14 protein-coding genes, 1 tRNA gene and 1 pseudogene are annotated in these 14,987 nt (G+C 46.5%); 12 read left to right on the top strand and 4 right to left on the bottom strand.

Annotated elements, in window-relative coordinates; all coding sequences use genetic code 11:
- The 6 genes from KBS54_02000 to KBS54_01975 form a co-directional block, all read left to right on the top strand.
- Positions 1-1,776 (top strand): hypothetical protein (locus tag KBS54_02000; protein ID MBQ0054902.1); only part of this gene is annotated, 1,776 nt, incomplete at its 5' end.
- A gap of 13 nt (positions 1,777-1,789) precedes the next feature.
- Complete coding sequence (locus tag KBS54_01995; GenBank protein ID MBQ0054901.1) at positions 1,790-2,059, top strand: ACT domain-containing protein; 270 nt, start codon at positions 1,790-1,792, stop codon at positions 2,057-2,059.
- A gap of 2 nt (positions 2,060-2,061) precedes the next feature.
- The gene (locus KBS54_01990; protein ID MBQ0054900.1) at positions 2,062-3,420 is read left to right on the top strand and encodes a PFL family protein; all 1,359 of its coding nucleotides are present in this window, start codon (positions 2,062-2,064) and stop codon (positions 3,418-3,420) included.
- 15 nt (positions 3,421-3,435) lie between these two features.
- Entirely contained in the window at positions 3,436-4,758 is a 1,323-nt protein-coding gene (der, locus tag KBS54_01985; protein ID MBQ0054899.1) for a ribosome biogenesis GTPase Der, read from the top strand.
- A 123-nt stretch (positions 4,759-4,881) separates the two neighbouring features.
- Positions 4,882-5,160, top strand: coding sequence for an HU family DNA-binding protein (locus KBS54_01980; protein MBQ0054898.1), 279 nt, complete (start codon positions 4,882-4,884; stop codon positions 5,158-5,160).
- A gap of 99 nt (positions 5,161-5,259) precedes the next feature.
- Positions 5,260-5,337 (top strand) — tRNA-Pro (locus tag KBS54_01975).
- Between the two features lie 46 nt (positions 5,338-5,383).
- On the opposite strand, the gene KBS54_01970 is transcribed toward KBS54_01975, so the two are convergent.
- Positions 5,384-6,139 carry a cyclase family protein gene (locus KBS54_01970; GenBank protein MBQ0054897.1) on the bottom strand — a complete coding sequence of 252 codons (756 nt, stop codon included), beginning with the start codon at positions 6,137-6,139 and terminating at the stop codon, positions 5,384-5,386.
- Between the two features lie 43 nt (positions 6,140-6,182).
- Complete coding sequence (locus tag KBS54_01965; GenBank protein ID MBQ0054896.1) at positions 6,183-6,959, bottom strand: hypothetical protein; 777 nt, start codon at positions 6,957-6,959, stop codon at positions 6,183-6,185.
- Between the two features lie 203 nt (positions 6,960-7,162).
- Between KBS54_01965 and KBS54_01960 the strand changes: the two genes are divergently transcribed.
- The 6 genes and pseudogenes from KBS54_01960 to KBS54_01935 all read left to right on the top strand — a co-directional run bounded on the left by KBS54_01960 (position 7,163) and on the right by KBS54_01935 (position 13,578).
- A complete protein-coding gene (locus KBS54_01960; protein ID MBQ0054895.1) occupies positions 7,163-8,464 on the top strand; it encodes an amidohydrolase in 1,302 nt (433 codons plus the stop codon).
- Positions 8,465-8,490: 26 nt separating this feature from the next.
- Positions 8,491-9,330 (top strand): DUF3100 domain-containing protein, encoded by an 840-nt coding sequence (locus KBS54_01955; protein MBQ0054894.1) that lies wholly within the window; start codon positions 8,491-8,493, stop codon positions 9,328-9,330.
- Between the two features lie 11 nt (positions 9,331-9,341).
- Positions 9,342-9,833 carry a DUF340 domain-containing protein gene (locus KBS54_01950; GenBank protein ID MBQ0054893.1) on the top strand — a complete coding sequence of 164 codons (492 nt, stop codon included), beginning with the start codon at positions 9,342-9,344 and terminating at the stop codon, positions 9,831-9,833.
- A gap of 758 nt (positions 9,834-10,591) precedes the next feature.
- Positions 10,592-11,530 (top strand): annotated as a pseudogene (locus KBS54_01945) (IS30 family transposase).
- Positions 11,531-12,163: 633 nt separating this feature from the next.
- Complete coding sequence (locus KBS54_01940; GenBank protein ID MBQ0054892.1) at positions 12,164-13,111, top strand: glycosyltransferase family 2 protein; 948 nt, start codon at positions 12,164-12,166, stop codon at positions 13,109-13,111.
- 86 nt (positions 13,112-13,197) lie between these two features.
- Positions 13,198-13,578, top strand: a complete 381-nt coding sequence (locus tag KBS54_01935; protein ID MBQ0054891.1) for a GtrA family protein — start codon at positions 13,198-13,200, stop codon at positions 13,576-13,578.
- Positions 13,579-13,685: 107 nt separating this feature from the next.
- Here the strand turns inward: KBS54_01935 and KBS54_01930 are convergent, their stop codons facing one another.
- On the bottom strand, positions 13,686-14,078 hold the full coding sequence (locus KBS54_01930; GenBank protein ID MBQ0054890.1) for a toxin-antitoxin system HicB family antitoxin: 393 nt from the start codon (positions 14,076-14,078) through the stop codon (positions 13,686-13,688).
- Positions 14,079-14,098: 20 nt separating this feature from the next.
- Positions 14,099-14,428 carry a hypothetical protein gene (locus KBS54_01925; GenBank protein MBQ0054889.1) on the bottom strand — a complete coding sequence of 110 codons (330 nt, stop codon included), beginning with the start codon at positions 14,426-14,428 and terminating at the stop codon, positions 14,099-14,101.
- Between the last annotated feature and the right edge of the window lie 559 nt (positions 14,429-14,987).

The following is a 14,987-nucleotide window of genomic DNA, read 5'->3' as shown; positions in this document are numbered from 1 at the left end:
ATGCCCGAAATTCACGTTGCCGTTCCAGGCCCCTGGTGGACGGCTCTTTCCTACAATTATGAAAAACAGCTTCAGGAGGGTGTACGCGTAAAGGTGCCGCTTGGCAAGGGTATGCGCGTTGGCATTGTCGTGTCCGAAGCGTCAGATGACAGCGTTGAAGAAACAAAAAATATTGCCGCCGTTATCGACGATAAGCCTGTTATTTCTTCAGAGCTTTGGGAAACGATAAAATATTTCGGTGCGAACTGGTTCACGGGAACGGGAAGCGCTGCAAAATGCCTCCTCCCTGCGGCTTTCTTCGACGGGGAAGAAACGGATTTTTCCGAAGCTGTCAAAACAAATTCAAAAAGCACGGTGAAGTATTTTTACGAGCCGCGCGATGAAAAGCGTTACGAACAGTATATTTCTGAAAGTGGAGATTTTTCCGGCACGCTCTTTCTTTTTCCTGAGGTGGATGCGGCAAAGGCTTTCTGGAAGCTTCTGCCTGAGGACAAAAAAGCGGAAGGAATGCTGTTTCCGTCTTCAAACCCGAAAAAGCAGTGGGAATGCTGGAAAAGCGCGAAAAACGGCGAATGCCGCTTCGTCATAGGTTCTCCCGCCGCCGCTTTTGTGCCTCTTAAGGGGCTGTCCCGCATAGTTGTTGATGAGGAAGAAAGCGGAGCATGGCTTACGCAGAAGTATCCGATATATCATCTGCGCTCGCTGCTTGCCGTCAGGGCGCGTTTTGCCGGCGCTCAGCTTTGGCTCGGAGGGCGTTTCCCGTCGTCAAAGGCTGCCGCGCAGAATGTTCAGTCAGGCGAAACGCAGCAGAAAAGGATTGTTTTTGTTGACCTTCACGATGCCTCGGCGTTTGAGCTTAAAGGACTTAAAGACGGAATAGCAATCAGCCGTCCTCTGCTGCGCGAAACCATAAAGGCAAGAAAAGCGGGGAAATTCGCTTTGTGGCTGCTTGACAGAAAGGGTTTTGCAGGAGAAATTTTCTGCGATGAATGCGGCGAAGCCCTGCACTGCAAAAAATGCGGCGGAACGCTCCGCTGGGAAGCAAAAAAAGGAAAGCTTGTCTGCCTTGGCTGTGCTTCGGAAACAGAGCTTCCTGAATGCTGCCCCGTATGCGGAGGACGTTTTCTTGAAGGTGTGCGGCCGGGACTTGAGGCGCTTTACGAAAAAGCGCTGCCCATACTTCAGTACTGCGGCGTGGGAGAAGTTTTGCTGCTGGACGGCAAACTGCCTTCCGCGGCGTCTCTGCTTGAAAAATATCCGTCAGGCGCGGTTATAATAGGGACAAGAAAAATTCTGTCGCTCGCTTCGTCGCTTGACTGCGGAATGGCGGGTTGGGCAGACGTTGACGCGGAAGCGCGGGGAGAGAATTACGACGCGAAAGAACGCGCTTTCGGACTTGTATGGGAATCAGTGTGGCGCGGAAAAAATCCTGACGAAAGAGCCGTTGTTGTACAGAGCAGAATGCCCGGACGCGGCTGGCAGGAGGGGCTGAAACGCGGCTGGGGCGTTTTCTGGAAAAAAGAGCTGCAATGCCGCAGGGAATTTGAATTTCCTCCGTTTGTACCTATGCTTGAAATACAGATGCCCAAAAACAGCGGCAGATATTTTGAAGAAAAGCTTGAGCAGACAGAACTGGAATTTATCGAAGGAAAAGACAGCGATAATTTTTTTGTGAGAACAAAAAAATTCGCTGAGCTTAGAAAAATTCTTGAACCATACTATAATATAAAAAACACGCGCAGGGGAATGCCTAAGGTTTTCCTGAAGCTTAACTGACGGAGGTGCAGAAATGAAAGCTATAATCACAGTGCTGGGCAGGGACAACGTCGGAATAGTTGCCTCGGTAGCCGCGAGACTTGCCGAAAAGTGCGTGAACATACTTGAAATTTCGCAGACGATTATCGGAGGCTATTTTGACATGCTGATGATAGTTGATATTTCCAAAATGAACTGCACGCCGGCGGAAATCGCCGCCGACATGGAAAAGCTTTCCGCCGAGCTCGGACTGAAAATACAGTTTCAGAGAACGGAAATTTTTGAGGCAATGCACAGGATATAAAAATGATAAGCGGTCATGAAATAAGAGCCACAAATCAGATGATACGCGAGGAGAATCTTGACGTCCGTACGATTACAATGGGCATCAACATTCTTGACTGCGCCGATCCCGACGTAAAGAAATTCTGCGCCAAAGTCTACGACAAAATAACAAAGAAGGCGGAGAAACTTGTCGCAACAGGGGACGAAATCGGAATTGAATTCGGGATTCCTATCGTCAACAAAAGAATTTCCGTCACCCCTGTTGCCCTTGCCGCTTCTGCCTGCGATACGGACAGTTACGTTGAAATTGCACATACGCTTGACAGGGCGGCTGCCGAAACCGGCGTGAACTTTATCGGAGGTTTTTCCGCGCTTGTTCAGAAAGGCATCACGAAAGCTGATCAGACGCTTATAAATTCAATTCCCGAAGCGCTTGCCGCCACCGAACGCGTATGCTCGTCGGTGAACGTGGGTTCAAGCCGTTCGGGAATCAACATGGACGCCGTAAAACAGATGGGCAGCGTTATAAAACGGCTTGCCTTTAATACAAGAAAGCAGGATTCGCTCGGCTGTGCCAAATTCGTCGTATTCTGCAACGCAGTTGAGGACAATCCGTTTATGGCTGGTGCGTTTCACGGCGCGGGCGAAGGCGACTGCGCGATAAACGTTGGGGTAAGCGGCCCCGGAGTTGTCAAAAAAGCGCTTGAAAGCATACGCGGCGCCGATTTTGAAACGCTTTGCGAAACTGTGAAGAAAACAGCCTTCAGAATTACGCGCACGGGGCAGCTCGTGGCCAGGGAAGCTTCCGAACGGCTGGGAGTACCTTTTGGCATAATAGATTTGTCGCTGGCGCCGACACCTGCCGTCGGGGATTCGGTTGCGGAAATTTTCCGCGAAATGGGGCTTGAAGAGGCAGGCGCCCCTGGAACAACCGCGGCTTTGGCTATTCTCAACGACAACGTCAAAAAGGGCGGAATAATGGCATCTTCGTGCGTCGGAGGGTTGAGCGGCGCCTTTATTCCTGTCAGCGAAGACAGGGGAATGATAGAGGCGGTACAGAAAAACGCGCTGAGCCTTGAAAAGCTTGAAGCAATGACCTGCGTTTGTTCCGTGGGGCTTGACATGATTGCGATTCCGGGGGATACTCCGGAAGAAACGATATCCGGCATAATAGCCGACGAAGCGGCAATAGGCATGATAAACAACAAAACGACTGCAGTCCGCCTGATTCCTGTCTACGGCAAAAAAGAGGGCGACAGCGTGGTATTCGGCGGGTTGCTCGGCTATGCGCCTGTTATGAAAACAAACGGTTTCAGCTGCAGGGAATTTGTGAACAGAGGCGGAAGAATTCCGGCGCCTGTACACAGCTTTAAAAATTAAAACGGGAGAAAACCTATGAGCATAGTTGCAATAATTGGACGCCCGAACGTGGGCAAATCCTCGATTTTTAACAGAATACTTGGGAAACGCGCGGCGATAGTCGACGACCAGCCTGGCGTTACAAGAGACAGACTGTACGGGGAAGCCGAATGGTATGGTAAAAGATTTTACGTTGTTGATACAGGCGGCATTATGTCGGCTGCGGAACATCCGTTTATGGATCTTATCGCCAAACAGGTTGACCTGGCGCTTGCGGAAAGCGACGCCGTTATTTTTGTCGTCGACGGACGCGAAGGCATAACGCCCGTTGACGAAGACATAGCGCTTAAGCTGCGCAAAAGCGGAAAACCCGTCGTTGTCGCAATGAACAAACTCGACAGCACGAAGCTTGAAGAGCAGACCTTCTATGAAGCCTATTCTCTCGGCTTTGACGAGGTGTTCTCAACGAGCGCCGAGCATAATTCGGGAATATCCGAACTTATAGAAGCAGTATCGGCACATCTGCCTGAAAACGACATTGACGAAGACAGCGAAGGCGAAATCAGGGTAGCTCTTGTCGGCAGACCTAACGTGGGCAAATCGTCGCTGTTTAACCGCTTTGCCGGTGAAGAACGCTCAATGGTGAGCGACATCGCAGGCACAACCAGGGATGTTGTGGACTCCGTAGTGGATTACAGCGGTGTAAAGCTCCGTTTCCTTGATACGGCAGGGTTGAGAAGAAAAAGCAAGGTTGATACAAACATAGAATATTATTCAAACGTACGCACCTATCAGGCAATAGACCGCTGCCACGTTGCGCTTGTGCTGCTTGATGCGCAGGATCCGGCGACAGAACAGGACAAAAGGCTGGTCGGACAGGTGCTTGAACGCGGCAAGGGAATAATTCTTGTTGTCAACAAGTGGGATTTGGAAAACAAAAAAGCGCAGGGCGACGGAATGACCGAGCTTCTGCTTGACGAATATCCGTTTGCAAAGCATGCGCCGCACGTTTACATATCGGCGCTTTCGGGCAGAAGCCTCGGGAAACTTCCGGAATACATTCTTCAGGTGGAAGAAAACCGACGGCGCAGAATTTCAACCTCGGAGCTTAACAGGCTTGTACGCGAGACGCTGGCTTTTGAGCAGATGCCTGGAGACGGAAAAGGACACAGCCTGAAGCTCTTCTACTGCACTCAGGCAGACGGAGCGCCCCCTGCGTTTATATTCTTTGTGAATGATCCGCAGCTCTGCTCAAGCTCGTTCAAACGCCGTCTGGACAACTGTCTGAGAATGCTCGGGGACTTTAACGGGGTGCCGATCAAGATATTTTTGAGGGAAAAAAGCGCAAAATCTGAATAAAAAGCCAAAAATAAGCGATAAAATACGGATTTTTTGCATTTTGGTACTTGACGGTGACTGATTTATAAGTATAAAATAAACACAGTTTGAGCAACACACAATATTACGGAGGTGCAACTCGCAATGACAAAGACAGATCTTATCAATGCAGTGGCAAAAGAAGCCGAACTCACGAAGAAGAAAGCTACGGAAGTAGTAGCAGCAACATTTGGCACAATCGCAGCCGAACTCGCCAAAGGCGGAAAAGTACAGCTCGTCGGATTTGGCACATTCCAGGTCAACAAACGCGCTGCACGTACGGGACGCAACCCGCAGAACCCCAAGAAAACAATCAAAATTCCTGCGAAGAAAGTCCCCGCATTCCGCGCCGGCAAAGCTCTTAAAGACATCGTCAACAAATAGTTCTTTAATTTTTGAGCGTTAAAGCCTGACTTCGGTCAGGCTTTTTATTTTGTGCTTGACCAAATTGCGGCTCTGGAGTATGATACACATTGTTGTGAACGGGATGTAGCGCAGTCTGGTTAGCGTACCTGCATGGGGTGCAGGTGGTCGTCGGTTCGAATCCGACCATCCCGACCATTGAAAATAAAAAGGAGCCTTGCGGCTCCTTTTTCTGTACGCTGTGTTATTTTTCAAAAATAGCGAAGGTTCTGCAGGGCAGTCCGTTTGCGCCTTCGAAATTCGGCCATGCCGCAAAAAGTATGGCACCTGCGGGCGGCACCCTGTCCAGATTGCACAATACTTCAATCTGAAGGTGCCCGTTTGCAAGAACGTAGCGTTCACAGGCAAGGTCGCCTGCTTTTGCCGCCTCGGCGGAAGCATCGGTATCAAGCGTTTCATGTCCGTTTGCCGCGGCGTGTCGGACTTCGTAAATGTATTTTATGGCATCGAGTGACCAGCCCGGAAAATTTTCTCCCCCGTCAGCATCGGTGCCGGACATTGCGTCCATATCAGGCCAATTTTTGTACCAGTCAGTTCTCAGAGCGACAAAAGCGCCTTCAGGTATTATGCCGTATTCTGCTTCGTATTCCTTTATATCGTCTGACGTAACCGCATAGTGTGGATCTTTGGCTGCTTTTTCGGAAATATCGATTACGCAGAGCGGGAAAGCGGCGTTTTTCATAGTAAAGCTTTCGGCAGTTTCAGCGCCCTTTATGAAATGCGCGGGAAAATCAATGTGAGTTCCGAATTGTCCGGGAAATTTGAACTGCTGAATTTCGCATTCCAGCATGGGATTGCCCCAGTCAAAAAGAGTATTGCCAAGCTCAGCAGCTCCTTCGGGTATTCCGCTCCAGTATGGACTGTCGTTGTTCATGAGGTGCGACAGTTCTACCCATTCCATTTTTTTAAGTTCTTTTAAGTTTTCCCAAAGCTTGTACATTTGACTTCACTCCTTTTAAATTGTGTAAAATTTATATTATGTTTTATAAAAGTTTTACATCGTCAAGAGCAGAAAAAGCCTGTCTTGCTTCTGCAACGTCATTTAGTGAGAAATCAGAGAATATAACTGTTTCTTCCAAAGAACAGGCGGCTGCAATGCTGCCGTCAGGGGCAATAATCTGACTGTTCCCGCCGCCTTGAATTCCATTATACATGCCTGTGCAGTTTGAAGAAACAAGCAGACAGAAATTTTCCGCCGCGCGTGCTCTGAGCAGCAGAGACCACGTTTCTATCCTGGAAAGCGGCCATGCCGCCGGAACAGCAAAAATTTCCGCGCCCATTTCAAGAGTCATTTTTCTGAAAAGCTCGGGAAAACGCAAATCGTAACAGGTCGCCAGTCCTATCCTGCCAAGTTCTGTTTCAGCAACGGTTATTTCATCGCCGGCAGTAATAAGTTCCGTTTCTCTTGACCGGTATCCGAACAGATGAATTTTGCTGTATTTTGCAACGGCATTGCCCTTTTTGTCGAAAAGTATTCCGGTGTTGTAATATTTTCCGTTTCTTTTTTCGACGAAGGTGCCGGAATAAACGTAAGCGCCGAGACGTCGTGCGGCATCTGATACTGCCGACATTGTTTCGCCTTCGTCTGTTTCCGCAAGGACATAATAATTGTCAAAATTGTAAAAGCCGATATTCCAGATTTCAGGGAGCACAACAAAATCGCAGCCTTTACATGTGTCAAGCAGTGCAGAGGCGTGCCTGATATTTTCATTTTTGCTTCTATTCGGAACAACTTCAAGTTGTATTGCGGCGGCGCGCAAAGCTTTTCCCTCCTCCCAAAAATGACTTTAGGATTGATTATAAGCAATGTAAACTGCATGTCAAGACAACAGAAAAAACAGGAAAAATTACATTTATTAAATATAGATTGACAAAAAAGGAGGTTTTTATAGTAAAATATGCTATCAATAAATTTTGGGCTGGAAACAGCAGACGAGAGGTGTTTGGGTTGGACGCAGACAGCATGAAAAAGATATTATGCGACGCGGTTGATTCTGCGGCATGCACCGTTCAGAGCTATGCAGACGACATAGCGGCGCATCCTGAACTGGGCTTTGCAGAAACGCGTACGGCAGAGATGCTTGCAAAGGAACTTGAGGCGCTCGGACTCAGCGTGCAGAAAGGTCTTGCCCTTACAGGCGTACGCGCTGATCTTGCGTGTGGTAAAAAAGGTCCGCGTATTGCCGTTCTCGGTGAACTTGACGCTGTACCCTGCGCCGCGCACCCTATGGCAGACCCTGTAACAGCCGCTTCACATTCCTGCGGACACAATCTTCAGACTTCAATAGTTTTGGCGGCCGCATCGGCTCTTGCCAAGACGGAAGTTTGTAAAGAGCTTGCAGGTTCCGTGGCGTTTATAGGAACACCCGCGGAGGAATTTATAGAAATCACAAAGAGAAATGAAATGCGCAAGGAAGGGAAAATAAAATATCTTTGCGGAAAACCTGAAATGATCCGCCTCGGAGTTTTTGACGACATTGATATGTCAGTTATGATTCATGCGGGCGAAAACATTAAAGGCCCCGGTTTCGCAATTCCGAAAGGCGGCAATGGTTTCCGCACGTTCATGCTGAAATACGTGGGACGCCAGGCGCACGCCGCAGCTGCCCCCGAACAGGGAATTAACGCGCTGTATGCGGCGGTTGCCGGTATCAACGCCGTTAACACGCTGCGCGAAACCTTCAGAGACGAAGACAGAGTGCGCGTTCATTTTATAATTACCAAGGGCGGCGACACTGTTAACTGCGTTCCTGACGACGTAAGGCTCGAAGGCTACGTCCGCGCGACGACGGCGGAAAAAATCGACGAAATTTTTGACAAGGTTATCCGCGCTTTCCGTTCGGGAGCTGATGCGCTGGGTGCAGAATGTCTTGTCAATTCCTTCCCCGGCGATATGCCTTTCGTGCCTTCACAGGCTTTTAACCGCGTCTTTGAAGAAAATGCCGTTTCTGTCGCAGGACGCGGGAACGTTCAGGCTGATACAATTTTTGCCGCTTCTTCGGACATGGGCGACGTCATGCACATAATGCCCGCAATTCACCCGTTCGGCGGAGGCGTTGAAGGTGCCTATCATTCAAAAGACTTCAAGGTTCTTGATTTTGAGGCGGCAGTTTTAATGCCAGCAAAAGCAATTCTCATGTCAATCGTTGACCTTTTGGCTGACGACGCTTCAAAAGCGAGAGAAATTCTTGCAGACTTCAAACCTGTCTATACCAAGGAAGAATATCTTGCGGCGATGGATCGCAGATTCTTCTCGGAAATATAGAAAAAATCTAAAAAGGGGGATTTTTTATGGAACTCGTCGAAAAGGCGCTGCGCAATAAAAAGCTGCATACTCTTGCACTTATTCTTACGATTGCCGCAGAGCTGATAGGAACATGGAAGTTCAAACTTGGTCCTGCCATGCTTGTTCTTGTTCCGCTTCTCTATTCATTTATGCTGGGTGCCCTTTGTGGTATCAAATCACTCAAGGTGCTGAACGAAGACGATATGTATCAGGCATCGTCGCTCGTCGGTGTAACCTTCTTCCTTCTCATGGCACGATATGGCACATTGGTTGGCCCTAACTTCTTTGAAGTTATGAAAAACGGCGCCGCGCTTGTGCTTCAGGAATTCGGCAACATTGGCACGGTTTTCCTTGGGATTCCTGTCGCAGTCCTTCTCGGACTTCGCCGTGAAGCAGTCGGCGCGGCGTTCTCAAACGCGCGTGAACCGAACCTTGCAATCATCGGTGAAAAATACGGACTCAACTCACCCGAAGGCTTCGGCGTTATGGGTGTCTACATCACAGGCACAGTTTTCGGCGCAATATTCTGCAGCCTTCTCAGCTCTGTAATCGCTTCAACAATGGGCTGGTTCTTCTCGCCGGAAGCGCTTGCGATGGCGACAGGCACCGGAAGCGCGTCAATGATGACCGCCGCTCTTGCGCCTCTTACCGAAATGTTCCCTGCAAAGAAAGAAATACTTACTGCCTATGCCGCGGCAAGCAACATGCTTTCAGGACTTGACGGTACCTACATGTGCGTATTCCTCAGCCTGCCGATTTCAAACTGGCTCGTTCGCAAAATGGGCGTAAAAGATGCCCCGAGCGTTCCTGCGGCTGATGACAACGTCTATTCGACAAAGAAGTAGGAGGTAATATTATGAATTATCGTCAGATGGCAAAATTCCTCCCGTTATTCACAATCATCGCGCTTTTCGGCAACTGGATGAACTGGATTAGAAACTGCAAGGAATCCTATACCCTTATGCAGTCATTCCAGGAAGGATTCCTCGCGGCAATTCCGGGAATACTTCTTCTCCTTCTCATAGTTGTACTTGGCGTAATCATCGCGCATTTTATTCCGTGGAAAGGACTTCCTACGGTTGCGTACATAGTTACGCTCGGCTGCATTATGACAATTCCGGGATTCCCCGGTGCGGAATTTATCACCGCGGCAGTCAAAAAAGTGAACTTTATGGTTCTCTGCACGCCGATACTTGCATACGCCGGACTTGCAATCGGTAAAGATACGGAACTGCTCAAAAAACAGGGCTGGAAAATTATCCTTGTCGGACTCTTTGTCTTCGTAGGAACGTTTATCGGCTCAGCAGTTATCGCGGAACTTGTTCTCCGCGCAACAGGCAGAATTTAAGCCTTAAGTTGTCTGTAAAAATCCCTTCCGTACGGAAGGGATTTTTTATTGGAATTACAGCTGTAAGCAAAATGCAAAGGGTTAATTCTTATCGCTTAATACTAAAAATCCGTTTCGGTGGCGGTAATTCGGCAATTTAACAACTTAACAATTCAGAAAAAAACAGACAATTCGGCAGTGAAGATATGAAGAATATATGGAATATATATAAAAAACGGCGTCGGCGAAATTCCTTTCAAACCGGCGCCGTTTAACTTTCAACCTCGCAATTTTCAAGAGCAAAATCAATGCTGTTGCTGAATGAAAAATTTGGCATCAACTAAGGACTTGATTGTATCAGGTAATGTTTTAGTGTTGTCCGAATACGTTAATTCTGAATATATACTGCTGCCATAGGTTTTGACGAAAATAAAATCAACAATTTCGGCAAACGGACTGTTCTCAATAGCCTTGTCCTTAATTCTGAGAGAGCGGGGGAGCAGACAATCATCAATTTTTCTGCCTGATAAATCAATGTTATTGGTCAGACATAAGGTAAAAGACAGATTTGTGACGCCAATTTTGTAACTGCAGGTTAAGGTCTTCATATCCTTTACAACACAAGCAAGATTATTTGTAAGCAAAGCCCGAGATGTAAAATCAAGTGCGCAGGTACGATAGACTGAGACCTGCCCCGGCGGGCGAAAAAAATGAGCCCATGACGCAGCTTCGTATAGAATGTAGTTCGACGAAAAACACATCTATCGGAGTTGACCGCCATGAGCTACACACATATTACCACATTTGAACGCGGACGCATACAGGAATTGCTGAAACTTGGTTTCAGTCATAATGCGATAGCCAAGCATTTGGGCAGAAGCCGAAGTACCATAGACAGAGAAATATCTCGTAATTCGGACAACAACTGTTATTTGGGTGAAATTGCACAGGAAAGATACCATAAAAGACGTAAAAACTGCCGTTATAAAGGTAAGGCGACACAACCTTTATGTAATCTCATAGCAGAGAAGATAAACGCTACATGGTCTCCAGAACAGATAGCAAATACAGTTGCAAAAGGACGTGTTTCCACTAAGACCATATATAACTGGCTGTACTTGGGACGGTTGCCGAATATAACGGAGAAAAATCTGAGGCATAAGGGAAAAGCGCGACATAAGGATAGAAGAAGCATGTTTTCAATGGGCAACCCCCTTGCGGAAAGACCAAAAGAAGTACGCAGCCGTAAAACCTTCGGACATTGGGAATTGGATACGGTAGTATCCTCAAGAGGAAAGGCAAAAGGCTGTTTTGCTACCTTTGTAGAACGCAAAACAAGACTCTATACGGCAATAAAGATACCGGACAGGACAGCACTTTCCATGGAGACAGCAATAAGACAGTTGTATAGTGTACTTCCCAAAGGAGCGTTTAAAACAGGCACTTGTGACAGAGGCAAAGAATTTGCCTGCGCTAAAGCAATAACTGAAATGCTTGGAATAGACATCTATTTTGCAGATCCATACCGTGCGTGTCAAAGAGGCAGTAACGAAAACGCAAACGGATTGCTTAGAGAGTTTTACCCCAAAAAGACAGACTTGGGAAAAGTATCACAGGAAGAATTGACAGAAAAGTTGTTGTTAATAAATGCTCGACCGAGAAAATGTCTCGGCTGGAAATCCCCTTCTGAACTATTTCTTTACGAGGTTGCGCACTTGATTTTACATCTCGGGGTATCAATAATTATGTCGCTGTTTGCAACGTTTTTGTGTTTTATCATTGCAGATTTGCCTAATAAATTGTTTAAAACAGAATTTAAGTGGTGGCAACTGTTTATTGTTGTCTGTCTTTATTGGGTGTCAAATCCAAACCTCGGTCAGATTTGTTTTTGGACTGTTGGAGCATGCAATTATCTTGTAATGAATTTTTGTATTGCGCTGTTTCTATACCTTTTCATTATCTACAAAAATAATCAAAGTTTCACCGCGAGATGTACTCTCTTTTTGTTAAGTATTTGTGCGGGCTGTACGAACGAGAATACTTGTCTTACGCTGGTTTATATATGCGTTGCGATGTACTTGATATTTATGTATCGAAAAACAGATTTTGACCGCAAAGGTCTTGGGTTGTATGTGCTTGGAGTAGCGCTTGGAAGCGCGGTATTGCTTTTGGCTCCTGGAAATTACGCCAGGTCAGCACACAAAGCTTTTGCAGGCTGGCATAAACTGTCATTATCCGAAAAGATTGTTAGCCATAAAAAACAAGTATTATGTCGGTGCAACTATCAAGGGGTTGCAGAACGTAGAAAACGTTAGAGTTATATATGACGACTCAACTCGGTAATAACTGCTATGAAAAAAATTTCAATTGTTGTACCGTGCTATAACGAACAAGAAGCACTGCCTTATTTTTACGAGGCAGTTACAAGGATTTTGTCGGAAATAAAGTGTGATTACGAACTGGTCTGTGTTGACGATGGTTCAAAGGACGAAACACTGTCACTGCTCAGAAAATTTTCCGCTGAGGATGGACACGTCAGCTATATTTCCTTTTCACGCAATTTTGGAAAAGAAGCGGCGATGTATGCCGGTTTTTGCAATGCGGACGGGGATTGTGTGGCGGTAATGGACGCTGATATGCAAGACCCGCCGTCTCTGTTGCCGAAAATGCTTGATCTTCTTGAAACGGGCGACTATGACAGTGTTGCTACAAGGCGCGTTAGCAGGGAGGGCGAACCTCAGATACGCTCGTGGTTTGCGAGAAGATTTTATGAAATAATAAACAAGATTTCAGATGCCGATATAGTTGACGGAGCACGCGATTTCAGGTTGATGAAACGCTCCATGTCGGGCGCTATTGTCGCAATGAGCGAATATAATCGTTTTTCAAAGGGAATTTTCGGCTGGATAGGGTTCAAAACCTGCTGGCTGCCTTATGAAAATATTGAAAGGGTCGCCGGCGAAACAAAGTGGAGTTTTTGGAAACTGTTCAAATATGCTCTTGACGGAATTATAAATTTTTCTGAAGCGCCGCTGAGTATTGCCTCGTGGTTTGGTGTGCTGATTACAGTTTTGGAGGGTCTTTTCCTTCTGTTTATCGTAATCAGGAAACTCTGTTTTGGCGACCCTGTTCAAGGCTGGGCATCGCAAATCTGTCTGACAGCTTTTATCGGCGGTGTACAGCTTTTTTGTATGGGTATAATAGGTCAGTATCTCGCCAAGACTTATGCTGAAACCAAGAACAGACCTCACTATATAATTTCCGAAACGAATAGAGAGGGGACAAAGCTTATAAAATAATGCAGCAAATGGATTGGGTTGACCGAATAATGGATTTGCCTGTGTTGAAAAAAATTCGAGCTTTTTATACAGAGAATAAAGAATTTTTGTTATATCTGTTTTTTGGCGGACTGACTTTCATTGTCAGCGTTTCTTCATACGCGTTTTGCAATTTGGAGCTTGGGATAAACGAGCTTACGGCAAATATAGTATCGTGGATATTAGCTGTGGCGTTTGCATACGTTACAAACAGAATATGGGTGTTTCAAAGCGTGGGTCGTTCAAAAGCGGAGGTGTTCAGGGAGATTGTTTCTTTCGTCGGAAGCAGAATAGCGACGCTTATTCTTGAGGAAACTGTCTTGTTTATTTTTATTACGGTTATGAATTTCAACAGCATTGCCGTGAAAATTACGGCTCAAATTATCGTTATCCTGTCAAATTATCTGCTCAGCAAATTGCTTGTATTTACAAGAATTGATAAAAAATAGCCGAAACAGTGCTTTATAAGTCTCAACAAAGCGGCTTGGGATTTTTCCCAAGCCGCAGTTTTTTATTTTCTTCTGCCTGATTTTTGCCCGCAGGTTGTCGCAATATCTTAAAGCATACAGGCTTTGCCTATATATTCGCACACCGCATTGCACAGAAACTGATTGAGGCTGATATTCTGTTTCGCCGCCATTGTCTCTGCCTGTGCGTGAACGTAAGGGGACATGCGCAGGAGGTATTTGCCGGAATACCGTTTGCCTTTTGCTTCAGGTTCGGGAATGGGATATTTTCCCGCAATCCAAGATTCAAAATTGTTGCGCATTACTGTTTTGAGCGTTTCAAGCGCTTCTGCTTCTGTTTCGCCCCATGCGTTGGTTGACGAAGTTCCCAACAGAGGGACAGCCGCTATGTATCCGCCGCCCTCGTCCTGAGGAACTGCGGTTAATGTTTTTTCATAATTCAGCGACATGTAATATGCCGCGTCTTTTATGGATTTTGACATTTTAGCTTCAGCCTCCTTTTTTATCTTCCGTCTGCTTTCGGTGTTTTTACAGTTTCAAAATTTTCTATATCGGCAAGAGCTGTGTCTATTTTTTCCAGGTAAGGTTTATAAACCTTGCCGTGGTGCATAACCACCACAATCGTGCCGTCCGGCGCATACCTTGCGGAAATGCCTCTGAAATTATAATATCGCGACATTTCTTCAAGTTTTGCATGTTTGTATGTAAAATGGCTGCCGGTATGTTCTTTAAACAACACAAAGCCGTACCTTGACAGCATTGCTTTTATTGTTGCCCATTCCATAAATTTGGCGGTTTTCAATTCGGCACGCTGTTTTTCTGCCTTTGACATTCGTGGGTTATGCTCCTCTCTGAACAGTAATGATATTATATGTGATATTATTTTTGCGTCAAGCAGAATGTTTTTGATTTTTTGTTTTTTGTTCCTTTTGCGGGGTAGTTCATATAAGCTTCTGAAACTGCAAAGCGGCTTGGGATTTTTCCCAAGCCGTTTTTAATTTTTTAATTTCCCAAAAATTGCTTTTGGGTATAATAAACATAGCTATAAGCTAAAAGCTATAAGCTGCAAGCAAAAGGCAAAAGCCTTAAAGGTTTTTAAGCCAAGTGCTAAGTGCGCAGTTAAAGGTTCTAAATGCTTCCAGCTTAATGCTTACCGCTTAACGCTTAAAGCTTAACTCCGGATTACTTCCTACTGGGCTGGGCGCAGATACTGCTTGCGCCGTCCGTTCGTTTTCTGTCCGAAGCTTGCAGGGCTCTTGCTTTCCCTGCCTCCTTGCGGAAGCATTAGCCTCGTGTCTCAACCCTGAAACCCGACCGCTTGGCGTGCCGTTACCGAAGTGTTACAGAGCTTTAGCTGAAAAGCAACGGGCTTACCTCCGTTTGGAGCCGCA

The sequence above is a fragment of the Candidatus Equadaptatus faecalis genome (assembly GCA_018065065.1).
GTDB classification, from domain to species: Bacteria; Synergistota; Synergistia; order Synergistales; family Synergistaceae; genus Equadaptatus; species Equadaptatus faecalis.
The sequence above is the reverse complement of the archived record's forward strand: the minus strand, read 5'-3'. Positions and strand labels throughout refer to the sequence as shown.

Bases quoted from the DNA above. Each gene is read 5' to 3' on its own strand.
- KBS54_01995 (MBQ0054901.1), top strand. From the start codon at position 1,790: ATGAAAGCTATAATCACAGTGCTGGGCAGGGACAACGTCGGAATAGTT.
- KBS54_01990 (MBQ0054900.1), top strand. From the start codon at position 2,062: ATGATAAGCGGTCATGAAATAAGAGCCACAAATCAGATGATACGCGAG.
- der (MBQ0054899.1), top strand. From the start codon at position 3,436: ATGAGCATAGTTGCAATAATTGGACGCCCGAACGTGGGCAAATCCTCG.
- KBS54_01980 (MBQ0054898.1), top strand. From the start codon at position 4,882: ATGACAAAGACAGATCTTATCAATGCAGTGGCAAAAGAAGCCGAACTC.
- KBS54_01970 (MBQ0054897.1), bottom strand. From the start codon at position 6,139: ATGTACAAGCTTTGGGAAAACTTAAAAGAACTTAAAAAAATGGAATGG.
- KBS54_01960 (MBQ0054895.1), top strand. From the start codon at position 7,163: ATGAAAAAGATATTATGCGACGCGGTTGATTCTGCGGCATGCACCGTT.
- KBS54_01955 (MBQ0054894.1), top strand. From the start codon at position 8,491: ATGGAACTCGTCGAAAAGGCGCTGCGCAATAAAAAGCTGCATACTCTT.
- KBS54_01950 (MBQ0054893.1), top strand. From the start codon at position 9,342: ATGAATTATCGTCAGATGGCAAAATTCCTCCCGTTATTCACAATCATC.
- KBS54_01940 (MBQ0054892.1), top strand. From the start codon at position 12,164: ATGAAAAAAATTTCAATTGTTGTACCGTGCTATAACGAACAAGAAGCA.
- KBS54_01930 (MBQ0054890.1), bottom strand. From the start codon at position 14,078: ATGTCAAAATCCATAAAAGACGCGGCATATTACATGTCGCTGAATTAT.
- KBS54_01925 (MBQ0054889.1), bottom strand. From the start codon at position 14,428: ATGTCAAAGGCAGAAAAACAGCGTGCCGAATTGAAAACCGCCAAATTT.